The sequence below is a fragment of the Simiduia curdlanivorans genome, from assembly GCF_030409605.1.
GTDB lineage: Bacteria > Pseudomonadota > Gammaproteobacteria > Pseudomonadales > Cellvibrionaceae > Simiduia > Simiduia curdlanivorans.
Genome location: NZ_JAUFQG010000006.1, coordinates 1,039,556 through 1,063,003, shown reverse-complemented (window position 1 = coordinate 1,063,003; position 23,448 = coordinate 1,039,556). Strand labels below are relative to the sequence as shown.

General features: G+C 48.2%; 29 protein-coding genes and 1 pseudogene. 23 read left to right on the top strand and 7 right to left on the bottom strand.

Annotated elements, in window-relative coordinates:
* Position 1: 1 nt before the first annotated feature.
* The 3 genes from fabG (at position 2) to QWY82_RS18465 (ending at position 2,646) form a co-directional block, all read left to right on the top strand.
* A complete protein-coding gene (gene fabG, locus QWY82_RS18475; RefSeq protein ID WP_290265322.1) occupies positions 2 to 727 on the top strand; it encodes a 3-oxoacyl-ACP reductase FabG in 726 nt (241 codons plus the stop codon).
* Entirely contained in the window at positions 727 to 1,950 is a 1,224-nt protein-coding gene (locus tag QWY82_RS18470; protein WP_290265321.1) for a beta-ketoacyl-ACP synthase, read from the top strand. The genes fabG and QWY82_RS18470 overlap by 1 nt, the downstream gene beginning before the upstream one ends.
* A gap of 111 nt (positions 1,951 to 2,061) precedes the next feature.
* Positions 2,062 to 2,646: a YceI family protein gene (locus tag QWY82_RS18465; protein ID WP_290265320.1), complete on the top strand. Its 585-nt coding sequence runs from the start codon at positions 2,062 to 2,064 to the stop codon at positions 2,644 to 2,646.
* Between the two features lie 109 nt (positions 2,647 to 2,755).
* On the opposite strand, the gene QWY82_RS18460 is transcribed toward QWY82_RS18465, so the two are convergent.
* The 5 genes from QWY82_RS18460 to QWY82_RS18440 all read right to left on the bottom strand — a co-directional run bounded on the left by QWY82_RS18460 (position 2,756) and on the right by QWY82_RS18440 (position 7,353).
* A complete protein-coding gene (locus tag QWY82_RS18460; RefSeq protein WP_290265318.1) occupies positions 2,756 to 3,109 on the bottom strand; it encodes a hypothetical protein in 354 nt (117 codons plus the stop codon).
* A 2-nt stretch (positions 3,110 to 3,111) separates the two neighbouring features.
* Positions 3,112 to 4,041, bottom strand: coding sequence for a metallophosphoesterase (locus QWY82_RS18455; protein ID WP_290265317.1), 930 nt, complete (start codon positions 4,039 to 4,041; stop codon positions 3,112 to 3,114).
* Between the two features lie 184 nt (positions 4,042 to 4,225).
* A complete protein-coding gene (locus QWY82_RS18450) occupies positions 4,226 to 5,566 on the bottom strand; it encodes a class II 3-deoxy-7-phosphoheptulonate synthase (protein ID WP_290265316.1) in 1,341 nt (446 codons plus the stop codon).
* An 85-nt stretch (positions 5,567 to 5,651) separates the two neighbouring features.
* Entirely contained in the window at positions 5,652 to 6,854 is a 1,203-nt protein-coding gene (locus tag QWY82_RS18445; protein ID WP_290265314.1) for an amino acid aminotransferase, read from the bottom strand.
* Positions 6,847 to 7,353, bottom strand: a complete 507-nt coding sequence (locus tag QWY82_RS18440) for a MarR family winged helix-turn-helix transcriptional regulator (RefSeq protein ID WP_290265313.1) — start codon at positions 7,351 to 7,353, stop codon at positions 6,847 to 6,849. Before QWY82_RS18440 ends, QWY82_RS18445 begins: the two co-directional genes overlap by 8 nt.
* 238 nt (positions 7,354 to 7,591) lie before the next feature.
* Between QWY82_RS18440 and QWY82_RS18435 the strand changes: the two genes are divergently transcribed.
* The 14 genes and pseudogenes from QWY82_RS18435 to QWY82_RS19980 all read left to right on the top strand — a co-directional run bounded on the left by QWY82_RS18435 (position 7,592) and on the right by QWY82_RS19980 (position 17,515).
* Positions 7,592 to 8,257 carry a nitroreductase family protein gene (locus QWY82_RS18435; protein ID WP_290265312.1) on the top strand — a complete coding sequence of 222 codons (666 nt, stop codon included), beginning with the start codon at positions 7,592 to 7,594 and terminating at the stop codon, positions 8,255 to 8,257.
* A 25-nt stretch (positions 8,258 to 8,282) separates the two neighbouring features.
* On the top strand, positions 8,283 to 9,074 hold the full coding sequence (locus QWY82_RS18430) for a tryptophan 2,3-dioxygenase (RefSeq protein WP_290265311.1): 792 nt from the start codon (positions 8,283 to 8,285) through the stop codon (positions 9,072 to 9,074).
* A 181-nt stretch (positions 9,075 to 9,255) separates the two neighbouring features.
* Entirely contained in the window at positions 9,256 to 10,446 is a 1,191-nt protein-coding gene (locus tag QWY82_RS18425) for an aminotransferase class V-fold PLP-dependent enzyme (RefSeq protein ID WP_290265310.1), read from the top strand.
* Positions 10,447 to 11,038: 592 nt separating this feature from the next.
* On the top strand, positions 11,039 to 11,593 hold the full coding sequence (locus QWY82_RS18420; protein WP_290264351.1) for a hypothetical protein: 555 nt from the start codon (positions 11,039 to 11,041) through the stop codon (positions 11,591 to 11,593).
* A gap of 522 nt (positions 11,594 to 12,115) precedes the next feature.
* The gene (locus QWY82_RS18415; RefSeq protein WP_290265308.1) at positions 12,116 to 12,523 is read left to right on the top strand and encodes a hypothetical protein; all 408 of its coding nucleotides are present in this window, start codon (positions 12,116 to 12,118) and stop codon (positions 12,521 to 12,523) included.
* Positions 12,524 to 12,621: 98 nt separating this feature from the next.
* Positions 12,622 to 13,362 (top strand): hypothetical protein, encoded by a 741-nt coding sequence (locus tag QWY82_RS18410; protein ID WP_290265307.1) that lies wholly within the window; start codon positions 12,622 to 12,624, stop codon positions 13,360 to 13,362.
* 135 nt (positions 13,363 to 13,497) lie between these two features.
* Positions 13,498 to 13,803, top strand: a complete 306-nt coding sequence (locus tag QWY82_RS18405; RefSeq protein WP_290265306.1) for a hypothetical protein — start codon at positions 13,498 to 13,500, stop codon at positions 13,801 to 13,803.
* A gap of 107 nt (positions 13,804 to 13,910) precedes the next feature.
* A complete protein-coding gene (locus tag QWY82_RS18400; protein ID WP_290265305.1) occupies positions 13,911 to 14,291 on the top strand; it encodes a DUF6331 family protein in 381 nt (126 codons plus the stop codon).
* Between the two features lie 87 nt (positions 14,292 to 14,378).
* Positions 14,379 to 14,840, top strand: a complete 462-nt coding sequence (locus QWY82_RS18395) for a hypothetical protein (RefSeq protein WP_290265304.1) — start codon at positions 14,379 to 14,381, stop codon at positions 14,838 to 14,840.
* Positions 14,841 to 14,939: 99 nt separating this feature from the next.
* The gene (locus QWY82_RS18390; RefSeq protein WP_290265303.1) at positions 14,940 to 15,785 is read left to right on the top strand and encodes a trypsin-like serine protease; all 846 of its coding nucleotides are present in this window, start codon (positions 14,940 to 14,942) and stop codon (positions 15,783 to 15,785) included.
* A gap of 176 nt (positions 15,786 to 15,961) precedes the next feature.
* Positions 15,962 to 16,138 carry a hypothetical protein gene (locus QWY82_RS18385; protein WP_290265302.1) on the top strand — a complete coding sequence of 59 codons (177 nt, stop codon included), beginning with the start codon at positions 15,962 to 15,964 and terminating at the stop codon, positions 16,136 to 16,138.
* 9 nt (positions 16,139 to 16,147) lie between these two features.
* A pseudogene (locus QWY82_RS20030) lies at positions 16,148 to 16,279 on the top strand (transposase); the annotation flags it as partial.
* 30 nt (positions 16,280 to 16,309) lie between these two features.
* The gene (locus tag QWY82_RS18380; protein ID WP_494338154.1) at positions 16,310 to 17,287 is read left to right on the top strand and encodes a transposase; all 978 of its coding nucleotides are present in this window, start codon (positions 16,310 to 16,312) and stop codon (positions 17,285 to 17,287) included.
* Between the two features lie 9 nt (positions 17,288 to 17,296).
* Positions 17,297 to 17,515, top strand: a complete 219-nt coding sequence (locus QWY82_RS19980; RefSeq protein ID WP_353958714.1) for a transposase — start codon at positions 17,297 to 17,299, stop codon at positions 17,513 to 17,515.
* Between the two features lie 169 nt (positions 17,516 to 17,684).
* Here the strand turns inward: QWY82_RS19980 and QWY82_RS18375 are convergent, their stop codons facing one another.
* Together QWY82_RS18375 and QWY82_RS18370 are read right to left on the bottom strand one after the other, a co-directional pair.
* Positions 17,685 to 18,002 (bottom strand): CcdB family protein, encoded by a 318-nt coding sequence (locus QWY82_RS18375; RefSeq protein WP_290265299.1) that lies wholly within the window; start codon positions 18,000 to 18,002, stop codon positions 17,685 to 17,687.
* Positions 18,002 to 18,247: a type II toxin-antitoxin system CcdA family antitoxin gene (locus tag QWY82_RS18370; protein ID WP_290265298.1), complete on the bottom strand. Its 246-nt coding sequence runs from the start codon at positions 18,245 to 18,247 to the stop codon at positions 18,002 to 18,004. The genes QWY82_RS18375 and QWY82_RS18370 overlap by 1 nt, the downstream gene beginning before the upstream one ends.
* Positions 18,248 to 18,429: 182 nt before the next feature.
* Between QWY82_RS18370 and QWY82_RS18365 the strand changes: the two genes are divergently transcribed.
* From QWY82_RS18365 to QWY82_RS18340, 6 genes are all read left to right on the top strand, one after another.
* Complete coding sequence (locus QWY82_RS18365; protein WP_290265297.1) at positions 18,430 to 19,071, top strand: hypothetical protein; 642 nt, start codon at positions 18,430 to 18,432, stop codon at positions 19,069 to 19,071.
* Positions 19,072 to 19,198: 127 nt separating this feature from the next.
* Positions 19,199 to 19,537: a hypothetical protein gene (locus tag QWY82_RS18360; protein ID WP_290265296.1), complete on the top strand. Its 339-nt coding sequence runs from the start codon at positions 19,199 to 19,201 to the stop codon at positions 19,535 to 19,537.
* 323 nt (positions 19,538 to 19,860) lie between these two features.
* Positions 19,861 to 21,123: an efflux RND transporter periplasmic adaptor subunit gene (locus tag QWY82_RS18355; RefSeq protein WP_290265295.1), complete on the top strand. Its 1,263-nt coding sequence runs from the start codon at positions 19,861 to 19,863 to the stop codon at positions 21,121 to 21,123.
* On the top strand, positions 21,123 to 21,308 hold the full coding sequence (locus tag QWY82_RS18350) for a hypothetical protein (RefSeq protein WP_290265293.1): 186 nt from the start codon (positions 21,123 to 21,125) through the stop codon (positions 21,306 to 21,308). The genes QWY82_RS18355 and QWY82_RS18350 overlap by 1 nt, the downstream gene beginning before the upstream one ends.
* Before the next feature lie 84 nt (positions 21,309 to 21,392).
* On the top strand, positions 21,393 to 22,124 hold the full coding sequence (locus QWY82_RS18345; RefSeq protein WP_290265290.1) for an ABC transporter ATP-binding protein: 732 nt from the start codon (positions 21,393 to 21,395) through the stop codon (positions 22,122 to 22,124).
* An 11-nt stretch (positions 22,125 to 22,135) separates the two neighbouring features.
* Positions 22,136 to 23,437, top strand: coding sequence for an ABC transporter permease (locus QWY82_RS18340; protein WP_290265289.1), 1,302 nt, complete (start codon positions 22,136 to 22,138; stop codon positions 23,435 to 23,437).
* The last annotated feature ends 11 nt before the right edge of the window (positions 23,438 to 23,448 follow it).

The following is a 23,448-nucleotide window of genomic DNA, read 5'->3' as shown; positions in this document are numbered from 1 at the left end:
AATGACAGATACAATTTTAGTCACAGGCTCTAGCCGCGGCATTGGCGCCGCCATCGCCGAGCGCTTGGCGAAAGATGGGTTCGACATCGTCTTGCATTGTCGATCCGGCCTAGACGCGGCGCAGCAGGTGCAACAGAAAGTTGAAGCGCTGGGGCGCAAAGCGCGTATTGTTCAATTCGATATCGCCGAGCGCGAGCAGACCCGCGCGGCATTACTCGCGGATATCGAGCAGCACGGCACTTATTACGGCGTGGTGTGCAATGCGGGCATAACCCGCGATACCGCTTTCCCGGCGATGACTGATGACGACTGGGACAGCGTGATTCACACCAACCTAGACGGCTTCTACAACGTTCTGCAGCCCTTATCTATGCCTCTTGTGCGCCGGCGTAAACCCGGCCGCATTGTGGTTATGTCATCGGTATCTGGTGTGATGGGCAATCGCGGTCAGGTGAATTATTCGGCCGCAAAGGCGGGTTTGATCGGCGCAACAAAAGCCTTGGCCTTAGAATTAGCGAAGCGAAAAATAACGGTGAATTGCGTCGCGCCTGGGTTAATTGAAACCGAAATGGTTAGCGATGAACTGGCCGAACACGCCTTAAAAATGATACCCGCGCAACGCTTGGGCCAGGTGCAAGAAGTGGCGGCAGCGGTGGCGTTTTTGATGTCTGAAGATGCGGGCTACATAACCCGCCAAGTTATTTCTGTTAATGGTGGATTGTGTTAATGAAACGCGTAGTGGTAACAGGTTTACAGGCTATAACGCCCATCGGCGATAGCTGGCAAACCGTCAGTGAAAATTTACGAGCGGGTAATACCGGCATTCGCTACATGCAGGATTGGGATCAATACCAAGGGTTGAATACGCGCTTAGGCGGCCCCGCTAATTTTGATACGCCCGGTCATTACAATCGAAAAACCTTGCGCAGTATGGGCCGCATCGCCGTGATGGCCACCTACGCCACCGAGCTCGCCCTGGCGCAAGCGGGGTTGTTGGACGACCCAGATATTAAAACCGGCAGCATGGGCGTGGCCTATGGTTCATCATCGGGTAGCACTAACGCCTTTGTCGATTTTGGTCGCATGCTCATTGAAAAAGACACTGGCGGTTTGAACGCAAACTCTTACATCAAAATGATGGCCCATACGGCGCCGGTTAACGTCGGTGTACATTTCGGTTTAAAAGGCCGCGTCTATACCACCTCCAGTGCCTGTACTTCCGGTAGCCAAGGTATTGGTTATGCCTTTGAAGCAGTGCGCTCGGGCCAGCAGCGCTATATGGTTGCCGGTGGCGCGGAAGAGTTGTGTGCCACCCAGGCGGCGGTATTCGATACCTTATTCGCCACTAGTGTGAAAAACGCAACACCGCATCTGTCACCTCGGCCGTTTGATCGGGATCGGGATGGCCTGGTGATCGGTGAAGGAGCGGGCACCTTAATTTTAGAAGACCTGGCGTCTGCGCAAGCGCGCGGTGCAAAAATTTACGCGGAAGTGGTTGGCTTCGGCACCAATTCAGACGGCACCCATGTAACCCAGCCAAATTCGGATACCATGGAAATTGCCATGCGCTTAGCGCTCGATAACGCGGGTCTAAAGCCGCAAGATATTGGTTATATCTCTGCCCACGGCACGGCCACAGATCGCGGCGATATTGCCGAGTCCCACGCTACCTTCCGGGTGTTTGGGGATCAGGTGCCAATAAGTTCCATGAAGAGCTTTACCGGTCATACTCTCGGTGCCTGCGGTGGCATAGAAGCGTGGGCAGCGATTCAACAGATGAACGAAAACTGGTTCCATCACACCCAAAATTTGGATAATCCAGACCCGGAGTGCGCACCCTTAGATTACATTCAAGCTTCGGCGCGCCAGAAGCAGTGTGAATATGTTATGTCGAATAATTTTGCCTTCGGTGGTATTAATACATCGCTCATTTTTAAGCGTTGGGTTTAGTGCTGGTATTTCGCTAACGCCAAAAGTTCTAACGCTAAACTGGGGTAAGTGATATAACAAGTAGCTCGAAAAATCTCATGGGTTATTTTTTTAATGGTCAGGAGGCCGGTTATGAAATGGATTGTTAATGCCTTGTTTGTACTCGCAGCGAGTGTCAGCGTGAATTGTTTAGCGGATTGGACATTAAACGCTGAGCACTCGCAGTTACATGTGGTTTCTGTCAAAAACGCCGCTATGGCCGAAGTGCATCAGTTTACCAAGCTCGATGGCAAGGTAGATGCCAAGGGGCAGGTATCTGTACTGATCGATCTCGCTAGTATTGAAACACAAATCCCCATTCGCAATGAGCGCATGCAAACCATGTTGTTTGATACGGCGAATTTTGCCATGGCGAAAATTAGCACTAAGGTCGATGTGGCTAAGGTCAATGCTTTGAAGCTTGGCGAGTCTATGGCTATGGTACTGCCTTGTGTGGTGCAGTTACATGGCAAAGAGAAAACCTTGGAAGTTGCGGTTAGCGTGGTTGCCTTAGCGCAGGGGCAGCTTCAGGTGGCGTCGATCAAGCCCGTCGTTCTTGCGCTAGCGGATTTTGAATTGATTCAGGGCGCGCAGGCGTTACAGGATATCGCCAAATTGAACTCTATCGCGGTACAGGTACCGGTGATGTTCAACTTGCGTTTCGCTAAAGCTAACTAATTTTTTCAGGGGCCGCCTGCCAGCTGTGTCTAAAAAACAGCTGGTAAGTGCGCGACCTGTTGTCTATATCGGCGAGTAGCGTTTTGAGTAACGTTTTGAGTAGCGTTGTTTAGCGCGGCTTAATGGTCGCGTGCAGACTGCAGGACAGAGATAGCCCTTGCTCCGTTTTCAGCGTTTTGGTTTCTTGCTGTTTAATTGAAATCTTCTTTTTAGAGGCCGATGTTGCCAGTGCCTCTACATAGCTTAGGCACGCTTGACCGGCTTGTTGTTCAGACTGATTCTCTTCTAACATTAAGGTGTGGGAATACTTCCTTTCCTCTGTGCCATCTTTTTTATGTTTAATAAGTTGATAGAGATCTTTACCTGCTTCCACACTGTCGCTCACCACATGCTCGGGTTTAATTTCAAGCTTTACGCAGGCCGATAAAATTAAGCTGGATACGAATAACGTCGTTTTTTTCACAATCAATTCTCTTGGTGTTTTGAGGCAGTATGCGGCACTGGGCTCAGCAGTGTTAATACCGAGATTTCAGGCGGTACGAGAAAGCGCACGGGTAAAATGCTGGTGCCAATGCCGGGGCTGACAAATAAATGTTTCGTGGTGCCTGACCTTTGCTCGGTAATAGCGCCAATGGCGTAGGTTTCACCGTAGGCGGAAGGTACAATAGGCCGGCCAATGAAGGGTAAATATACCTGCCCGCCATGGGTGTGGCCAGCGATGGTGAGCGTTACCTGTTCGGGAATTAGCGGAAAAATATCGGGATTATGGGTGAATGCCAGTGTCGGTATTTGTGTGTCTATGCCGGTTAATGCAGTTTCAATGTCGTGCGCACCTTCCCAAAAATCGCTGATGCCCACGAGATTAAATTGGCACTCATGTGATGTCCGGTTTTTGACATGGCGCAATGTTGTGTTAACCCGTTGGTTGGCATCCTCCAACAGGGTGATACCTTTGTTTTGCAACGCGGCACCCACGCGGGTTGATTCCAACCACCAGTCGTGATTACCTAATACCGCGTAAACGCCGGCACTGGCCTTCAGGTGCGCGAGTATCTTGGCAGCGTCTTCGGGCGCGACAAAACTGCCGCCGAGTACACCCTGAATCACATAGTCGCCGGCCAGTAAAATAATATCCGGTTTGGCTTGGTTGGTTAATTCAACAATCGATTGCAGCTGATTAAGGCCGTTAAAGGGCGAGCCTAGATGTAAATCGGCGAGCACGGCGACGCGTAAGCCATCGCAATGCGTTGGCCATTGAGTGGGCCTTAGCTCGTGCTCTACCACGCGAATAGACGAAGGTTCAAACCAAAAAGCCCAGCTAGCCAGAAGACTGCATACCAACGCAGCAGCAAGGCAAAGTTTTGTTTTAATTGTTAGGGTATTCGTTGGTAACAATCTTAATATCCAATAGTACGCTGCGCTGTCGAAATTGTTGCGCGACCTAGCGCTCAGAAACAATCGCGGCGTTTTAGCGCTGCAACAGCCGTCCTTCACCGTTTAATTAAAAAGCCCGGCGACCCACAGGTTGCCGGGCTTTCGTGGTCTTTAACGAGCTATCGTAGAATTTTCTACGCTATCGCTAAACGCGCAATCGCTCGGCGATGCAAAAGGCCATTTCCAAAACTTGATCGCCATTTAAGCGCGGGTCGCATTGGGTGCGGTAACAATTGGCGAGATCGTCGTCGCTAATTTTATAAGCGCCGCCAGTGCACTCGGTGACGTGTTGGCCAGTCATTTCCAAATGAATACCACCGGGCTCTTGGCCTTCGGCGCGCAGCGCGGCGAAGAACTGATTGATCTCGGTGAGTATGTCGTCGAAGGAGCGGGTTTTGTAACCGCTGCTGGCTTTCACCGTATTGCCGTGCATGGGGTCCGAAGACCAAACCACCTTGCGCCCTTCGGCTTTTACTCTGCGGGCTAAGCGTGGCAATTTATCGCCGAGGGTATTGGCGCCCATGCGGGTGATCAAGGTTAAGCGGCCGGCTTGGTTGTCTGGGTTGAGCGCATCAATTAAATGAATCAGCTCGTCTTCATCCATGCTTGGCCCAACTTTCACGCCGATGGGGTTGTGAATGCCACGGAAAAATTCGATGTGTGCTTCATCGAGTTTACGCGTGCGCTCGCCAATCCACAGCATGTGGGCCGAGCAGTTGTACCAGTCGCCGGTGAGGCTGTCTTTGCGCGTTAAGGCTTGCTCATAATTTAACAGCAGGGCTTCGTGCGAGGTGTATAAATGGGTTGCGTGCAAGGGCGGTGTGTTATTGGAATCCACACCGCACACGGCCATAAAGGCCAGTGCGTCTTGAATGCGCTCGGCAATATCCAAATAGCGATTGCGCAGTGGGCTGGCTTCGGCGAAATCTAAATTCCACTGGTTCACTTTATGCAAGTCGGCCAAACCGCCGGTAGCAAAGGCGCGCACCAAATTTAGCGTGGCAGTGGATTGGTGATAGGCCTGCAGCATGCGCTGCGGGTCGGGCAGGCGCGCGCTTTCGGTAAAATCTAATTGATTGATAATGTCGCCGCGATAGGCCGGCAGGGTAACGCCGTCAATGGTTTCGGTATCGGCCGAGCGAGGTTTGGCAAATTGCCCCGCCATACGCGCCACTTTTATCACCGGCTTGCGGCCGGAGTAGGTGAGTACCACGGCCATCTGCAGCAACACTTTAAAGGTGTCGCGAATGCTGGTGGCGGAAAAATCCGCGAAGCTTTCGGCGCAGTCGCCACCTTGTAGTAAAAAGGCTTTACCTTCACAGGCGCGGCCGAGTTGCTCGCGCAAATCTCTGGCTTCTTGGGCAAATACCAAGGGCGGCATTTTTGCCAGCTGGGCTTCGGCCGTTAACAGTGCGGTCGAGTCTGGGTAGGTGGGTTGCTGGCGAATGGGAAAATCGCGCCAGCTTTCGGGGCTCCAGGGTTTCATGCAGTGCCTTAAATTTAGTTGACAGTTAACAGCGTACAGTTGACAGGAGTGGCGTTGCGCCGTGTCCGGCGCAATTGCCCTGAACTCAATCCTTTTGCTTCAGCACCGCCACGATAGATTCCGCTAAGTAATCGACATTGGTGAGACTAATGCCGGCGATGTTTATGCGGCTCGAGTCTACTAGGTAAATGCTGTAATCCTGTACCAAGCTTTGTACCTGAGCTTTGTTGATACCTAAAAAAGAAAACATACCCGATTGCTGTTCGATAAAATTAAAATCACCGGGCGCGCCTTTTTCGATCAACTTTTTGTTTAACAGTGCGCGCAAGGCTTTAATGCGGTCGCGCATTTCGGCGAGTTCTTGATGCCATTCGGCGGTTAGCGTGGCGCTGCCTAAGATAGTTTCGACGATGGCGCTGCCGTGGTTGGGCGGCATCGAATACATGCCACGCACAACGCTGAATAAATTGCTCTGGCCTTTGTCGGCGTCGGCGGCAGAGGCGTACACAATGGATAAGGCACCGGCGCGCTCGCGGTATAAACCGAAGTTTTTCGAACACGAGCTAGACACAATTAACTCGGGCACGGTATTGGCCATCAAGCGCACGCCATAGGCATCCTGCTCTAAACCTTCGCCGAAACCTTGGTAGGCCATGTCGATAAAAGGTGTGAAACCATTTTTTAACGCCAGTTGTGCCACGGCTTGCCACTGGGTTTGGTTGAGGTCGGCGCCGCAGGGGTTGTGACAGCAGCCGTGCAGCAAGACCAAGTCGCCTTTACCCACCTTCGACAAGGTTTCCATCATGGCGTCAAAATTGACACTCTTGCTGGCGTGGTCGTAATAGGGGTAGGTTTTGATGGCCAGGCCGGCATTGCCGAGCAACGGAATATGGTTCGCCCAAGTCGGGTCTGACACCCAAACGGTGGCGCTTGGGTTGGCTTTCTTAATCAGCTCGGCCGCGTCGCGCAGCGAGCCGCAGCCGCCCGGTGTTTGAATGGTGCGCACGCGATTGGCCTTAATGGCGGCGTGATCGGCACCAAAAATGAGGTTCTGCAACAAGGTGTTGGCCGCGGCCGAACCCGGCGGGCCTATATAGACCTTGGTGTTTTCAGTGTTGAAGTAGGCTTGCTCGGCTTGCTTCACGGCGCGCAATACCGGCGTGTTACCTTGCTCGTCTTTATATACGCCCACGCCTAGGTCGACTTTGTTGGGGTTAGTGTCGGCCTTATATGCCGCAGACAAGCCTAAGATTGGGTCGGCGGGTAGCGCGGTTAAACCTTCAAACATCTTGGGTCTCCTGAAGACTGGCGGGATTCACGTTTTGCTTTTCCCATTGATTGACGCGTTTCATTAATTTGTTGGTAATGCTCTTCAGCGCCTGCTGATCTTCCTCGCTCAATTGGCTGAGTAGATCCTGCTCATAGCGGCGCGCCAGCGGAATGATGCGCTGGTAAATATCGCGGCCCTTTTCCGTGAGCGTGAGCAGCGAGCGACGCCGGTCTTCTTCATCTAACTCGCGATGAATGCAGGCCATATCGAGCAAGCTTGCCACTGCGCGGCTGATCGCCACTTTGTCCATGGCGGTACGGCTCACTAGATCGGCCGCGGTTAAATTATCTTCCAAACCCAATACCGCCATGACTCGCCACGCTGGAATGGTCAGATGGAAGCGGCTCGAATAGGCCTCGGCAATGGCGTAACTGATACGGTTAGCCAAAATCGAGAGCTTGTAGGGCAGGAAATCAGCCAGCTGTAGCTGGTTGGAATCACTTTTTTGTGTCGTCATGTGGAAAAGCAGCCTTATTGAGGTTGCCAACAGAGGTGCATAATGGTTTCATGTGTAACCTTATCTTGCAAGCGTTCAGGTGCGTTAGCCGGCGTTTAATGCCGCTTTTTTCGGTGTTATTCGAAAACCCCATTCTGATGCACACTACAAGCCTGCTCGGGCAAAGATCAAGCAGCAAGATCGCCATAAAAACGCACGTTCTGTGAAACGATGCCAATAATAATTTCTAGGAGCCAGCATGGCGGAAGACGCTTTCATTCCTTTGCAGTATCAGCGCCTGCCCGAGAGCACTATGTGCCAACAAGCAGACGCATTCTATCAGAGGATGCGCACTCGGCGCAGCGTGCGTGAGTTTTCTTCTGATCCGGTGCCAATGGCCGTTATTCACTCTGCCCTGCAAGCCGCCGGCACAGCGCCTAGCGGCGCCAATAAGCAGCCCTGGCATTTTGCCGTGGTGACCGATACGGCGGTGAAGCGGCAGATTCGCCTGGCGGCGGAGGCCGAGGAGCGCGAGTTTTACCAGCGCCGCGCCAGTGAAGAATGGCTGGCGGATCTAGCACCTTTGGGTACCGATGCCGATAAACCCTTTCTTGAAACGGCGCCCTGTTTAATTGGCATTTTTTTGCAGAAGTTCAACCCGGGTGACGATGGCGGCAAACACAAAAATTATTACACCAGCGAGTCTGTGGGGATTGCCACGGGTTTGTTGATTAGTGCCTTGCACATGGCAGGCCTCGCCACCTTAACTCACACGCCAAGCCCGATGAAATTTCTCAACAGCATTCTGATGCGCCCAGACGACGAGCGGCCCTATATTCTATTAGTGGTTGGTTACCCGGCCGAGGGCGTTAAAGTACCCAATATTTCTAAATTTCCGCTGCAGCACACCAGCAGCTTTTTCTAAATAACGATTGATAAGCGAGACGGTTATGGCGTTATCCTACGGTGATTATTTAAAAGTTGATGAGCTGATAAGCTTGCAGCAGCCTCTGTCGAAGGGCCCCAACGGCCCGGAGCACGATGAATTACTGTTTATTACCATTCACCAAGCCTACGAACTGTGGTTTAAACAGTTGCTGCATGAAATTGATCACCTGATGGTATTGTTTGCCGAAGATGAAAAATTTCGCTGTTTGCACACGCTAAAGCGTATCCGCACTATCTTTAAAACCTTGGTGCAGCAGGTGGATATTTTGGAAACCCTGTCGCCGCTGGAATTTTCTTCGTTCCGAGAATTTTTAGACACAGCCTCTGGTTTTCAGTCTTTCCAGTTTCGCGAACTAGAATTTTTATTGGGCGTAAAAAATCCAGCCAAAATGAAGCCCTACCCCGAAGGCAGCAAAGCTTTTGTCGGTTTAACCAAGCGCTTAAAAGCACCGAGCTTATGGGATGCTTTCCTGGCCTTCTTATCCCGCCGTGGTTTTGCCGTGCCCCTAGATGTGATGAAGCGCGATGTATCCGAGCCGATAAAATCAGACTCAGAGCTACAAGACCTTCTGATTATGATTTATCAAACCGAGCCCTTGCTGTCTGAAATTATGGAAGCGCTGGTTGATATCGACGAGGGCTTGCAAGAATGGCGCTACCGCCACGTGAAAATGGTGGAGCGCACCATCGGCATGAAGCCGGGCACCGGCGGTTCCAGTGGCGCCGAGTATTTGCGCTCAACGCTGTTTGCGCCGCTTTACCCAGACCTGTGGAATATCCGCTATCGTTTATGAGTGGGGTTGCAGACTATCAGCCGCACGCTGCAGGCGGCAAGTTGACAGTTGGCGGTTTGGCGGTTGGCAGTTGACAGGAAAGGCGAAGAGCATGAACTGTAAATTACCAGGGGCATGGCCCGCCCCTTCAAACGGACCGGTGACGCCTCGATAATCAAAGCATGGGAGGAGGCTTTCCTTTATGACGCTGACTATTCAAAATCTCGCTTTATCTTCTAATCCCTTGGCGAAACATTACAGCCAATTTCGCGTGGGCGAGCGCTTGCTGCTTACCGGCCATTCACACCAAGCCTGGCCCGATTGCAGTTTTCGGGGTCAACAACAAGCCTGGTTAGATGCGGCCGAGCATGTGGATGACAAGTGGGCAAAAGCCGGCCACCAGGCGGATCTGGTGAAAGAAGGTTTCGCCCGTTTGCTTGGCGATGAACATGCCGACATCGCCTTGGGGCAAAATACCCACGAGCTAGTACTGCGTTTTTTGTCGGCGTTAGATCTGGCCAGCAAGCCAAAAATCATTACCACCGACAGCGAATTTCACACCCTGCGCCGGCAGCTAAACCGCATGGCAGAAGTGGACATTGAATTGGTGATAGTGGAACAGAAGCCGCACACGAGTTTGGCTGAGCGCATTGCGCGCGAAGTGGATAGCCGAACTTCAGCGGTTATGTTGTCCCATGTGTTTTATAATTCGAGTTATATTTTTGATGACTTCACACCCATTGTGCAAGCCTGTGAAATGCAGGGCGCGGAATTGCTGGTGGACATGTATCACTCGCTGAATGTGTTGCCAATTGATTTGCACAAGCTGGATTTGGCCAATGCCTACCTCGTGGGTGGCGGTTATAAATATTGTCAGCTGGGCGAGGGCAATTGTTTTCTCCGTGTGCCGCCGGGTTGCACGCTTAGGCCGGTAAACACCGGTTGGTATGCAGAGTTTTCTTTGTTGCACGAGCAGCCGGGCAAGCTGGTGCACTACGGCGAAGGAGCAGCGCGCTTCGCCGGCTCCACCTACGACCCCACCAGCCACTACCGCGCTGCGGCTGTGTTTGAATTTTTTCAACAGCAGGGTCTCACGCCAGAATTATTGCGCACCATTAGCCAGCATCAAATCGCCGTGCTGGCTACCCGTTTTGATGCACTCAATTTACCTAATGATATTTCTTTAGACCACTCGCTGGCCTTGAGTGATCGTGCAGGTTTTTTAGTGTTGCACACACCACAAGCGGCCAAGCTAAGTGAAATTTTACATAGCCAAGGCGTATATACCGACGCCCGCGGCGACAGCCTACGCTTCGGCCCCGCCCCCTATCTAACCGACACACAATTGCGTGCGGCTATGTTGGCATTGGGTGATGCCTATCGGGCGCTGTAAATAGCTTACGGGCTGATGTGTTTCGCAGGTTAGATGGGTAGTTTTACTGGGCATTTGGCTTTGTGAAAATAGAGAAACCATCGCGCTCGATAACCAAAACCGCTCGGTACATAAACACAGTGGCATTGAGCGCCGTTTTCTGCGTATTAGGGTTCACAGTGTGCGTCAACCTCAAACTATCAAGATAGCATCGGCAGCGCCTATTTCTGCACGCGACCGGCACTTAGAAAACCGCAAGTAACTGCCTATCCAATAAAGATAGATGTGCTCGGTTTGGATGCTGTATTACTTGGCGCGAATGGCGTCGCGCAATTCCTGCATAAAGGCTGACTTCATCCCTGAATACCTATTTTGCTGTATTTTTATACAGTGTAGTGCCATGGAGACTTTCGTCAATGTGATATATGCCTCAGAGGCGCATTATTTTGCGCCCGATTATAAAAATTGTGGTAACTTCTTGAAATTAAAGGGGGAGTTGGAACTGGTACCCCAGTTCCGCTCTGGATATATGCCTCGGAGGCGTATTATATTGCGCCTCCGAGGCATTGAATAAGGCTGTTATGGCTTCCCTACATCCAAGGCATGAAGTTAGATGATACCCATAGACTTAGTCCACGAACTCTTACCTAATTTTGGAATTACTAGTCCCAGCAATCTTTATGAAAGACGGGTTAAAGATGATGGATTTGAGGAAGATGATGTGCTTGAACTATTGGAGGAAGGGCCGTTCATTGTATCAATAGATTGGAGGGCATGGTTACAAGATGAGCTCGAGGTGATATCTAAAATACTTTTAAAACTAGGCGCACGTCTAGAATTTTCTCTTAATGGCGATGGTAATGCCGGCCTAGTTAGGATTGGAGACAAAGAAAGTAATATTAAATATGAACCAAATGACGACGATGGGTGTTTTGATAACGCTATGCTGAGTATTTCAAAGGTACTGCCTTCAGACCTAGAAGTTAGATCCTCCGTCCACAATGGCCAAAATGACACTAGTTGTTACGCAATACTGCCAAAGAGTCACTGGGAAAAGGTAGATGAGATAGCTGGAGATCTAATTTCTACATATTTTCAAGCATTTGAAGTTAAGTATCAAAAAGAAAGCCTGCTCTCAATTGTTAGCTCTTTCTTTAGGAAAACTTGAGCAAGTAGTAAAAATACAGCCATAACAAGCGGCTCAATCCGACCTCCACTGCGTCGCTTGTTTTGTGCTTAAATAGCACAAAACAACCAACTCCGTTCCGGCGGCTTAGCCGGGCGTTATTGAGCCTTACCTTTTTTAAGTTTGTTTCGGTTTTAGTTTGTAATTCAAAAGTGTGCCTGTAAGTCGGCATGCCAGCATCAAGGAATGTGCTGCTCCAAATCCGCAGTTTCGTTCCCTGTGCTAATAGTTGGTTCGCCGCGCAAGGCGTGTTGCATGCCTACATCGTGGGTTGCCCTAAGTGGGTTCCAAAAGGTTTCAAGTAAGGTATTCTTACCCAAATTAATGGCCTCTGGCTTCGCGTTGCTCCGCTATGCGCGTAGTAGCAAGTGCAAACCGGCGGCAAATAACAAGGTGGTGTTGTAAACACCGCAAAAAACGCGGTGCGGGACGGCTTACGCTACGCTCCAGCCGCCCCAAACCACGGCGTTATGTGATCATGAGAATTGAACCTAGGACATAATTTTGGAATTAATATCTGGTTACAAAATACCATACGAACCTTGGGCTGCACTGGAAAGGTTGAAGTCAGATCGAGAGGCTGCTTTGGATGAGCTTTGGGAAAACTTATATCACCAAGGTGACGTAGATACAGCTTCCTATGCTGCAGTGCCGCAACTAGTCGAAAATGAAGTATTGGATTTAGTTGCTGCAATTGAGGTTGCGCGCAACAATGGAGCCAGTCCTATAGTCCCTAGCAAATTTGAGTCTAAGTACAAACAAGCTCTGCAAGACGCTGTATCGAGAATTCCAAAGGATCTGAGCCAACTTAAAGCATATTACGCTATACACGCTTCACTTAATGGGCAGTACAGCCTGGCAAAGGTTTTAGATTTTATAAGCGTCGAAGAGGTGCTTTCTGAAATTGAATAAACACATAACAAGGGTGGCCAAGAGCGCAGCTAATCGCTGCTGGACTCGCTGACGCTCGCCCTTGCCACCGGCGTTATGTTTTTATCGAGAATTAAACAATGAGCGATAAACAGTACAGAGAAGTACGCCTTCCGAACGGGGAGAAGATAAAGGGGGTCACGGCAAAAATCGAGGTTGATCCAAATACGTATGAGATTAAACATCAGTACTTTCGTGACGGCAAAGAATGCCAAAAAGTTATCTTATTGAGCGAGCAAGCAAAAAATTTCGCTGCCTACGCTCTCATCAAGAAAGATCTAAAATATGTATTAAAAGCTTTTAAATATGCCATGTCTATTGCGCAGGATGAAGTTGAAACGGAAGAAGACGGCGATTCCTTTTATTACAGAACTGAGATAGATGCAGATGCGGATATTCTAAAAGCATTTTATATATCTGGAATAGTCACTTACGGAAAATGCTTTGCAAAAGCCGACGGGCGGCGGGTGAAGCTAGAGTACAAAGAGATATTCAGAGAAGACGAAAAAGAACTTCGCAAACTACATTTAGAGCTTATGGATCAGAGGCACCAATACGTGGCTCATGGAGGAAAAACAAGATATGAAAAAGTTAACACTATTCTCGTTCTACATCTGGATAAAGAGAGAAATTTAACGCCTACCCTAATGACAGAGTCATTTCACGTCGATGGGTTTGGGAAAAAAGATTTCGGTGAATTTCTAGACCTAGTGACAACAGTCGATGAAAGGCTAAATGAACTGCTCAATAAGAAGAGCAACTCCCTGTACAAGAAGGAAATTCAGCCGAAAGATAACATGTCTTGGTATATAGATGAATAAACATAACAAATTGCTGCACACCGACACATACTGCTGCGTTCGTTTTTGTGTGTCGCTGCGCTCCACCTCACACAAAAACGAACGCAGCAGTATGTGCTGGTGAGCAAGGCGTTAAATGCCAAAAAGGAATCGAGCATGGAAATCCAAATTTCAGAAGAATACGAAGATCTTTCTGCCGAATGGCAATACCAAATGATCCTTATTCTTAAAGAGGTCCTCGCAAAGAAAGGAATTGATGGAGATAAAGCAAAAGACATTATTGGTGATTTTGCCTTTGACTTCGCAATGCTCCATGACCAAGGCGAAATTAAATTCGAAGGTAATTCTTACAGCCCCCGTATTTCATTTTCCGACTTTCAAGGAAAATTACTCACAACCGATGAAGAAACGTCTTTACATGACTACGCATTTGGAAATACCAGCGAGGCATTCGGTGAGTAAAGCATTTAACAAATTGCTTAATTTCGTTCCGGCCACAAACAGCGTGGCCTCCACTGGACTGCCTACGCTACGCTGCGGCAGCCAATTAGCAAAGCGTTAAGCATCATATGAGCAAAGCGCACGCACAAGACATCAGCATTGGAAAGGATCAGTGGATCATCTTTGAAGATCTGCAGAATGATCAAGAAAATGCAGTGGAAATTGACACATTAATGGAAGGTTTGCTTCCGATGTGGAGCGCTCTTGAAACTCAGTGTGTTTCCGCATGTTGTGGCATCGATGCTTACGATCTTTGGGAAGAAGATATTTTAAAAAATACTGCTGAGTTTAGTCGTGGAGAGTTAGTAGAAAGGTTAGCGAATCTTAAAAATGAAATTACCGGTTTGGGAAATAATGTATTGGTAAGTACCTCGCTAAATAATTATTTCACTAAAGGTACTTTCTTGCAGGTAATAGAACATCTCTTAAAGGTGTATAAAAATGCTTAACAAGTCAAAGCAGCAAGGGCCTGCGGCCGGGACGCGCTAACGCGCGCCCCTGTTTGAGGCGTTAGACATATTTAACAAGGAATCGTAATGAAGTCTATTTATGCACTTTTTTTACTAGTAATATGGCTGTGTCTTTCAAATAAAGCCCTCGCAAACGATTGTGACTCCAGTTGTCAGATGGGCCAAATCAACAGTTATTTCAAAGCACTAGACAAAGTCAGCATCAGAGGTTCGAGCATCAAAGATATCGATTATTTTTTGTCGTTGATGCATGCTGATGTCAAATATATTCACGTGGAATATGAAGCTAGTTTTGACAAAGAGTCATGGCGTAAAGCTTTTGTTCGAAACCTGGAACGTGATGCTTATCAAAATACTAATGAAAATGAACAGCGAGTTTTAAAAGCAATTCTCGGGAAAAATCATGTTGCGGTTGAATACTCCCACGGAGTGATACAGAAAGACGGAACTTGGCAGCAGAAAAAACCATTGCTCGTTTTATTCGGTTTTACTGAAGGAAAAATATCGTTAGTAAAAGAATTATGGTAAGTGAGTCTAACAAGCGCCATCAAAAACGCGCCCTTTGGGCGCTCGACTCGCAACAAGTTGCTCGCGTTTGTGGCGGGCGTTAAATTGCATAGGGAAGTCATGCGTATATTTCTGTTCTTTTCATTAATAATTTTAAGCTTAGCAGCTTCAGCAATTGTTGTTCGTCATGATGTGGATGACAAAAAATATCTTGCGGACACTACAGATTTTGCACCTTTGGCAACACTTTATGTTGATGGGGCTCATGGCACATTAATTAAGCCTGATTGGATTGTGACTGCTGCTCACGCAACGTTCTGTATTAATTCTGGTAGCTACATCGGCCTAAATAATGGCTACCACAAGGTGGAAAGTGTCTTTGTTCATAAAGATTATCAGCCAGGTAAAAGTCACGACATTGCGTTAATAAAATTAGTAAACCCAATAAAGGATGTAGAACCAGCGAGTTTGTATGAAAAAACAGATGAAGTTGGCAAGATAATATGGTTTATCGGTGTTGGCGGCACTGGAAATGGGCTAACCGGACAAACGGTTGATAATTATGAAAATGGCGGAGTTTTACGAAAAGCCGAGAATCGAATCGAACAAGCAGAAGGGCCGCTATTAAAATTCAAATTTGACAGAGATGATGCAGCTTTACCACACGAAGGTGTTTCTGGTGGGGGCGATAGTGGCGGCCCAGCCTATCTGACTATTGACGGTACGAGCCACTTACTCGGCATTAGCTCCAGAGTTGAAGGCGGGGATATCGGGAAGTACGGTGTAGTGGAAGTTTATTCAAGAGTTTCATTTTTTAAGCCTTGGATTGAAAAAATCACCACTGGTGAAGAAACTTTGCAACGGCAATTGGCATTTCCCAAATTAGAGCGCCTTCCTGCAGGTCTCACAGAACAGATTTTACCTGAAGTGTGTTCTGATATCGGGTTAAAACCAAATGTAATTTAACAAATTGCTTAATTTCGTTCCAGCCACAAAAAAACGTGGCCTCCACTGGACTGCCTACGCTGCGCTGCGGCAGCCAATTAGCAAAGCGTTCAGGCTGTAGAAAATTAGCTTGAACCCGCACCCTCTCTCGTTCAATCCTGTAAAATCATCCCATTAACCGCTGATGGGCTGTGTGGATGTCAAATTACCTCGACGATAATTTAAATCAAACGGTACTCCTCGATATCAATTACCTTGATGTACTCGGCGAGAATACCTTTGAGTCTTGCCTCTACACCCTGCTGACCCATGTTCTCACTTTAGAAGAATTCGAGCGCCGCTATAGAAACAAAAACGTTGGTCGCAAGGCTTAACCTCCAGCATTGCTACTGCGGGTTATTTTCTATGCGTACTATCGCGGCATCACGTCCAGTCGATCCATTGAGCGAAACTGTAAAACAGACTTGAAGTTTATGGCGCTCGCGGCAGGTACAACGCCACACTTTACGACGATAGCGGATTTTGTAAGTACTAACTGCGATGAAATGAAGTCAATTTTCCATAAAGTGCTCATGATTTGCTGCAAAAGCGGCTTGGTAGGCAAGAAGCACTTTGCAATTGACGGATGCAAACTTCCTTCCGATGCATCCAAGCAATGGAGCGGTACTCATGCACAGCTTAAAAAGAAGTCCGATAAACTTAGGCTGGCTGCCCAAAAGATTATTGATCATCATCTTCTAAATGACGGCAAGAGTGGTGATGGCGAAAACGCCAAAGAACGACAGACCGCAAATACGCTATTAAAGAACGCAGAAAAAATTGAAACGTTTTTGGCTGAGAACGATAAACGCTTAGGCAGTGGCAAGCGAAAGCAGGAAGTGCAAAGTAATATTACCGACAACGAATCCTGCAAAATGACCACGTCAAATGGCACGATACAAGGTGTTAATTGTCAAGCGGCGGCCGATGAGCAGAATCAGATTATTGTTGCTTCTGAAGTGTATGGTGTTGGCCAAGATCAATCACTACTGCAGCCAATGATAGAGAATATTCGAGAGAGCTTAGGAGCAGATGTGTTTTCTAGGGGGGCATTACTTACCGCCGATACAGGCTACTCCAGCGAAGAAAACATGAAGTATATTTATGAAGCGAATATTGATGCCATTATTCCCGACACACTTTTTCGAAAACGAGACCCGCGTATAGCGGGTTCTGAGACCGTTGCCAAGCACAAGAAGCATCGACAGCTTACACGCCACGACCAACGCAATGACACCGCAAAAATTCCTGCCTCGGAGTTTTGTTTTAATGAAGCTGCGTTGAGCTGCGTATGCCCAGGTGGATACGAGATGATGTATCACGGCGATCACTTTGAGATTAACAACAAGCGCTATCATCGCTTTAAATCTATGCTGAAAAACTGCCGAGGATACCCGCTGCAAAGTAAATGCATGAAGCGTCCCTTAAAGGAGCCCGGTCGACAGGTATCGTTTGTGGTTAAGGGAGAAAGCAACAAAAATTAATTGGATCTTATGAAGCATAAGGTGGATAGCGACCGAGGTCGAAAGGATTACGCACGGCGCATGTGGACGATCGAACCTGTGTTTGGAAATATCACGAGCAATAAGGGAATCAATAAGCTGACGCTACGAGGTAAGGCCAAATTATCGTGCCAGTGGGCGATATGCTGCATGATCCACAACATCGAGAAACTATGGCGGTACGGGGATTTGGCAACATACGCCAAATAGGCGAAAAAGCGTGTTTAAGGCCACCTTAAGGCAGTTTTTGGGGAAAAGGGCCGATAAAATCGACTGACATGGAAAAATGACGCTGATAACATCGGATTTTAATTAAACAAGGAAAATCTAAGTTGTTACTAATTTGGTCCGCTTTAAAGCCAATTTTTCTACAGCTTGGTTAAATGCCCGTAATTGCGAAGTCCAAGGCATTGATAATTTGTTCTCTAAAATGCGAAAGAGAGCCAACGGGATTGCCTAAGATATTTACTGGAATGGAAGAAATTTGTGGTGTTAATAGAAGAAGCTGTTCGTCTTCAAAGGAAACTTCTGGTGTAAGGTATGTCATTGCCTCATTTTTAAATGAAGCAGCATTCCCCAAGGGAATAACTATCCGAGTTGCAATTTCCGAAATGTAGGGGCTTTGAATATCAAGCAGGTACGGGTAGTGCTTTTTGCTCTGCTTGCTGGGGTTAGGGTATACGTCAAATTGAGCCATTAAAAAGCCCTGTATTCGTCAGCAAAGCAGCCATTCTCCTCTACGAAGGAGTTGTAGGCTTTAATGGCCGCTTTGTTCTTTTTTGCCCATTTTGTGGCTTCGGCTTGAGCCAACTGATGCTTTAAGGCTTGTTCTAATGTGGCTGAAAGGTTTATGTTTAAGGCGCGCGTTTTTGCCAGCAAGTCGCTGTTTACACTGAGGTTTGTTGGCTTTTTGGGGGCTTCGGTATCGTACAGGGGGTCCATATAAACACCTCGTTTATGCGTATATCTGTGCGCATAGTAAAGCATTTAATAAGGGTGTCAACCTGACGCCCGAAGCTACGCTGGTTTTGTTGCATGGCCTATGGCTATTTTTGCATAAAACCAGCTCCACTTCGGGTGCAGGTTACACTCTGCGTTAACTCTACAAGCAGGGAGCACTAAGATTGAGCACTATAAAGTATCTTTACGGTAAAAAATCCATACTTGGCCCCTTGGTAGAAGGAACTGGTGGTATCCGCCTATGTGATATTCGGCATTATGGTCGTTTAGAAAATGAAAAGATTAGGGATCTAGAAGAAAGAAAGCAGTATGAGTATGAGCCAGGGAAGATTGTTCTAACGATAAATGGCCATGAAATTAAGGCCGAAGAATTTGCCTCAAATATAAAGCTAGATCTTCCTGCTAGGCTTTGCTACTGCATATGTTTCAGCAACAAAAAAGATGCGCCGGAAAATTACGACAAATTCAATGCAGATATCTGCATTGAATTTGACATAGATAAGCTCGTTGAATTTCTAGAGTTTGTATTTACGCCTAGCCAAGGATGCTCAATCGTAAATAAATCGGTTACCCACTATGATACGAATCCATTGCCGAATCAGACCGACCCAGAAAGCAGTGCATTTATGAAGCCGGCTGTGTTTAGGGATGAAGATGAATACCGGGTTGCCGTTTTCTTTCCGTTTGATGAAAAAACAGATTTGAATCATCGGGGTAAAATGTACGAATGCTACAAAAATGCCAGTGCAGTCCCGAAGATCTATCCAAATGTCAATGTTACTTCGTGTTCTTCGACAACGGCCTAGCTGACAAGTTTAAAAGCTATATTCCACATATCCACACAAAGAGTTAACAACGCAACCAAATCGGCCTATCGGCCTCGACTCGCTACGCTCGCGTGTGCTGCGGGCATCAAGTATCTCAAGGATAAAAATGAGAATTTTTTTAGTAATCATCGCTATCGCATTTATTATGCTGCAAATAGTTGTTACCTACTTGTGGACTGAAACAGACATCATTGAGCAATTTACGCAAGTTTTCCAAGGGCTCTACCCAAACGGCATTCCTGACTGGAGTAAAGTGGCTTTTTCTTTTGGTAGGTCTTGGTATTTGGTTTCTGCACTTCTCATCATTTTAGTGGCGCTTGCGTTATATGATCAGAAATCAAAGCCAGCGCTGTTAGCCATTGCGGCGAGTTCTGCGCTCTCTTTTTTAGTCATGCTTTATGCTATGTACCCGCTTCACATCATGTTTTCTGGTACTGCCATTTAAATTCCTAATTGATGGCTACTCTACCCAGTCAGCATTAGCTAGGCTTTTTAAGCCTGTAGCCTGTAGCCTGTAGCCTGTAGCCTGTAGCCCAAACCTCCCCTCCAAAAAAGTGTACGCACCCCATCTAACCGGACACTTTTCCTGTGTCCGCGGACACTTTTTCTCTCTGTCTCGTGCCTTTAAAATCTATAACCATCTGTAAAATAACGGTTTTTTATTTCTGGCACAGTCTCTGCAGTATCGTGGCAAAGGGCGGTAACAAAGATGTTTTTGGCCGCGCGGACAGTTTCTTAGGTTGCAAGAATGAAGAGAGAGTTGAGGTCATGATTAAGGATACCAGTGCCCAAGACACCGTATTAGCACCGCCGCTAGTGCGCAAATTGAAGCTGCCTTTGTTGTTGGGCGGGGCTGGGTTATTGGTGACGGCCTTGGTTTGGGCCAGCTTTGGTGGCGACGGCGCCAGTGTGTCGGTCAATGGCGATGAGCTACAAATGGCAACGCTAAAAATAGGCACCTTGACCCGCGATATTGCCACCACCGGAAAAATTGTTGCGGCTAACGCGCCCATTCTTTATGCCACCGAGGAGGGCACAGTCACGTTGCTTAGCCAACCCGGCGATAAAGTTGAAAAAGGCGCGGTGTTGGCGAGCATCGAAAGCCCGAAGCTTGCCAGCAATCTGCAGCAACAGCAGGCGGTATTAGAAGGTTTGCAGAGTAGTTTGGAGCGCGCGCGCTTGGATGCACGGCGCGATCAATTGCAGGCCAATAAAGCACTCGATATGGCCGGCGTTGATCTCGCCGCGGCAGACCGCGAGAGCCGGCGCGGCGATCAGCTGATTGAGAATGGTTTAATCAGCAAGATTGATTATGAAAAAGCCAAAGACGATCTTCATAAAGCACAGCTGATGTTTGCCCATGCCGAAAAGGAAACCAATTTAACCAAAGACACACTCACGTTTGAAATAAAAAACAAAATGCTTGAGGTTAATCGCCAGGCGTTAGTAGTAACGGAGTTGCAGCGCCAAGTTGAAGCCCTGCAAATAAAGGCGCCGGTAGAAGGTATTATTGGCAATTGGTTGATCGAGCAAAAAGCCAGAATCAGCGCCGGCCAGCCGGTATTAACGGTGGTAGATTTGAGCGCCTTTGAGGCTGAGCTTGCGGTATCTGAATCCTATGCCGACGAGTTGGGTTTGGGTATGGATGTTGAGCTCAGTTTTGGCGATCTGACCGTGATTGGTCAAATAGCCTCCATTTCGCCCGAGGTTCGCAATCGCGAAGTGACGGCCCGCGTGCGGTTTGAGCAAAATCAAGGTCTAAAACTGCGGCAAAATCAGCGCCTTTCTGCCCGCGTTCTATTGGAAAACCGGACCAATGTTTTGATGGTGAAGCGCGGTGCGTTCCTCGGCAGCGGTGGTGCGCAATTGGCCTATGTTGTGAAGGGTGATCTGGCAGAAAAAATTCCGGTAAAACTAGGTGCGCGCAGCATGAGCGATGTGGAAGTGCTGGATGGCGGCAAAGCCGGCGATGTTTGGGTGATATCCAGTTTTGAAGCGCTGCAGAATGCGGAGCAAGTGAGGGTGCGGTAATGGATGCGTTTAATCGAATCAGTTTGATTGGCTCAATTGTGCTGCTCATGTGTTTGCTGTTGGCATATGGCATTAAAAACACGGGCGTTAATGCTGATCGCTACGCGCTAAAAGCGGAAGTGAATGATGGGCTTAGCGGCGCCAAGCGAACCGCTATGTGCACCGCTCGACGATTTATCTTCTAGACCAGAATTGTTAATAAAAAACTTGAATAAATAACTTGAATAAATAACTTGAATAAATACTACGACATTGAAAGGGGCAAAATTATGCTACTCATGAAAAACATCAGTAAGGTTTATAAAACGGATCTAGTGGAAACCCATGCCCTTCGGGACTTTAATTTATCGGTTAACGAAGGCGAGTTCGTGGCGGTAACTGGGCCATCGGGCTCGGGTAAAACCACCTTCTTAAACATTGCCGGTTTACTCGAAGGCTTTAGCCTCGGCGACTATTTTCTCGACGGCGTTAACATTTCCAACCTGAGTGATAATAAAAGTGCGGCTATTCGCAATGAAAAAATTGGCTTCATCTTCCAAGGCTTCAACCTCATTCCCGATCTAAATTTAGCGGAAAATGTGGAAGTGCCACTGCGCTACCGGGGTTTTTCCAGCCAAGAGCGCAAGCGCCGCATGACCCAAGCGCTAGAGCAGGTGGGTTTGGCCGCCAGGATGCAACACCTGCCGTCGCAATTGTCCGGCGGTCAGCAGCAGCGCGTGGCCATCGCCAGAGCCTTGGCCGGCGAGCCGCGCTTTTTACTGGCGGATGAACCCACCGGTAACTTAGACAGCTTGATGGCGCGGCAGGTGATGGAGCTGCTGGAAAACATTAATCAGGCAGGTACGACCATCATCATGGTAACGCACGACGTAGAGCTAGCGCGCCGTGCGCAGCGCAATATTCAGATAGTGGATGGCCAAGTGTGTGACTTCACTATGTTCCATCAGCAGGCCGCTAAGCGCGCCGCTGAGCCCGAATCTGCCGACGCTGTACAAGCTTAAGGAGAAGATCGATGTTTTTCTATTACTTAGATTTAGGCTGGCGCAGTATCAAGCGCACCCCGTTTTTGTCGACCTTGATGGTGTTAGCTATTTCCATCGGAATCGGCATTACTATCACCACGCTCAACGTTTATCAGATGGCCTCTATCAACCCGGCGGGCGAGCGTTCAAGCGAACTGTTTGAGGTTCGGTTGATGAGTCAGGCCAACGACACCTGGGAAAAAATAAACGAACAAATCACCTACCAAGACGCATTTAACTTGCGCAGCAGCGAGGTGCCAACGCGGCAGACGGCAATGTTTGCTTCGGGCGCCGCCGTGCAAACGGACGATCCTGAGTTTGTGCCCCTATTGGAGAAGATTCGGGTGGCTGATAGCAGTTTCTTCAGCTTATTTTCCGTTGCTTTTTTGTATGGCGGCACTTGGGATGCAGACGTGGATGTTAACCCTAGGCATCAGCTAGTGATCAGTGAAACCCTTAACCTAAAACTGTTTGAGGGTAAGAATAGTGTTGGCAATACCTTGTACCTAGATCGCAAACCCTATCAAATTGTAGGTGTAACAAAAACGTGGAACCCAAGCCCAAAGTATTACGATGTTAATAATGGTGCGTTTGACGAGTCGGAAAATATTTTTGTGCCCTTTTCCTTGGCACCGATAGAGGAGTACCAGAGTTGGGGCAATAACCAAAGCTGGAAAAATGAGAGTATTAATACTTACGCGGAACGGCTGCAATCTGAAATGCATTGGGTTCAGTATTGGGTGGAGCTCAATAGCCCGGCGCAAATTGAAGATTACAAACAGTGGCTCGCGCGATATGTTGAGCAGCAGAAGCTCATAGGCCGCTTTGAGAGAGACGATGCCCGTGGCGAAATTTCCGATGTGGCTGAGTGGCTAGATATTAATAAAGTAGTGCCGGAAGATAACAAAATCCTGGTTGGCTTGAGTGTTTTGTTTCTGCTGGTGTGCTTGGTGAATATGCTCGGCCTGTTGTTAGCCAAGTTCCTCAAGCGCGCGTCTGAGGTTGGGGTGAGGCGTGCTATAGGTGCTAGCCGCGGACAAATATTTTCCCAGCATATGATTGAAGTTGGCTTGATTGGCTTGGGCGGCGGCGTGCTTGGCCTGCTCTGGGCTTGGGCTGCATTATCTACCTTGTCTGCCCGCTTCGAGCTGGAAGCATCTCTTACACAGCTAGATTACAGTATGTGGTTTGTCGCCCCCGCTATTGCGGTAACCGCGTCGCTGGTAGCCGGTATTTACCCAGCTTGGCGCATTTGCACAACCAACCCCAGTGTTTATTTGAAGAGCCAATAAAAGGAGCGCGT

What these genes read in the sequence shown, in the direction of transcription:
- fabG (WP_290265322.1), top strand. Translation starts at nt 2, where the DNA reads ATGACAGATACAATTTTAGTCACAGGCTCTAGCCGCGGCATTGGCGCC.
- QWY82_RS18470 (WP_290265321.1), top strand. Translation starts at nt 727, where the DNA reads ATGAAACGCGTAGTGGTAACAGGTTTACAGGCTATAACGCCCATCGGC.
- QWY82_RS18465 (WP_290265320.1), top strand. Translation starts at nt 2,062, where the DNA reads ATGAAATGGATTGTTAATGCCTTGTTTGTACTCGCAGCGAGTGTCAGC.
- QWY82_RS18450 (WP_290265316.1), bottom strand. Translation starts at nt 5,566, where the DNA reads ATGAAACCCTGGAGCCCCGAAAGCTGGCGCGATTTTCCCATTCGCCAG.
- QWY82_RS18445 (WP_290265314.1), bottom strand. Translation starts at nt 6,854, where the DNA reads ATGTTTGAAGGTTTAACCGCGCTACCCGCCGACCCAATCTTAGGCTTG.
- QWY82_RS18440 (WP_290265313.1), bottom strand. Translation starts at nt 7,353, where the DNA reads ATGACGACACAAAAAAGTGATTCCAACCAGCTACAGCTGGCTGATTTC.
- QWY82_RS18435 (WP_290265312.1), top strand. Translation starts at nt 7,592, where the DNA reads ATGGCGGAAGACGCTTTCATTCCTTTGCAGTATCAGCGCCTGCCCGAG.
- QWY82_RS18430 (WP_290265311.1), top strand. Translation starts at nt 8,283, where the DNA reads ATGGCGTTATCCTACGGTGATTATTTAAAAGTTGATGAGCTGATAAGC.
- QWY82_RS18425 (WP_290265310.1), top strand. Translation starts at nt 9,256, where the DNA reads ATGACGCTGACTATTCAAAATCTCGCTTTATCTTCTAATCCCTTGGCG.
- QWY82_RS18420 (WP_290264351.1), top strand. Translation starts at nt 11,039, where the DNA reads ATGATACCCATAGACTTAGTCCACGAACTCTTACCTAATTTTGGAATT.
- QWY82_RS18410 (WP_290265307.1), top strand. Translation starts at nt 12,622, where the DNA reads ATGAGCGATAAACAGTACAGAGAAGTACGCCTTCCGAACGGGGAGAAG.
- QWY82_RS18405 (WP_290265306.1), top strand. Translation starts at nt 13,498, where the DNA reads ATGGAAATCCAAATTTCAGAAGAATACGAAGATCTTTCTGCCGAATGG.
- QWY82_RS18400 (WP_290265305.1), top strand. Translation starts at nt 13,911, where the DNA reads ATGAGCAAAGCGCACGCACAAGACATCAGCATTGGAAAGGATCAGTGG.
- QWY82_RS18395 (WP_290265304.1), top strand. Translation starts at nt 14,379, where the DNA reads ATGAAGTCTATTTATGCACTTTTTTTACTAGTAATATGGCTGTGTCTT.
- QWY82_RS18390 (WP_290265303.1), top strand. Translation starts at nt 14,940, where the DNA reads ATGCGTATATTTCTGTTCTTTTCATTAATAATTTTAAGCTTAGCAGCT.
- QWY82_RS18385 (WP_290265302.1), top strand. Translation starts at nt 15,962, where the DNA reads ATGTCAAATTACCTCGACGATAATTTAAATCAAACGGTACTCCTCGAT.
- QWY82_RS18380 (WP_494338154.1), top strand. Translation starts at nt 16,310, where the DNA reads ATGAAGTCAATTTTCCATAAAGTGCTCATGATTTGCTGCAAAAGCGGC.
- QWY82_RS19980 (WP_353958714.1), top strand. Translation starts at nt 17,297, where the DNA reads ATGAAGCATAAGGTGGATAGCGACCGAGGTCGAAAGGATTACGCACGG.
- QWY82_RS18375 (WP_290265299.1), bottom strand. Translation starts at nt 18,002, where the DNA reads ATGGCTCAATTTGACGTATACCCTAACCCCAGCAAGCAGAGCAAAAAG.
- QWY82_RS18370 (WP_290265298.1), bottom strand. Translation starts at nt 18,247, where the DNA reads ATGGACCCCCTGTACGATACCGAAGCCCCCAAAAAGCCAACAAACCTC.
- QWY82_RS18360 (WP_290265296.1), top strand. Translation starts at nt 19,199, where the DNA reads ATGAGAATTTTTTTAGTAATCATCGCTATCGCATTTATTATGCTGCAA.
- QWY82_RS18355 (WP_290265295.1), top strand. Translation starts at nt 19,861, where the DNA reads ATGATTAAGGATACCAGTGCCCAAGACACCGTATTAGCACCGCCGCTA.
- QWY82_RS18350 (WP_290265293.1), top strand. Translation starts at nt 21,123, where the DNA reads ATGGATGCGTTTAATCGAATCAGTTTGATTGGCTCAATTGTGCTGCTC.
- QWY82_RS18345 (WP_290265290.1), top strand. Translation starts at nt 21,393, where the DNA reads ATGCTACTCATGAAAAACATCAGTAAGGTTTATAAAACGGATCTAGTG.
- QWY82_RS18340 (WP_290265289.1), top strand. Translation starts at nt 22,136, where the DNA reads ATGTTTTTCTATTACTTAGATTTAGGCTGGCGCAGTATCAAGCGCACC.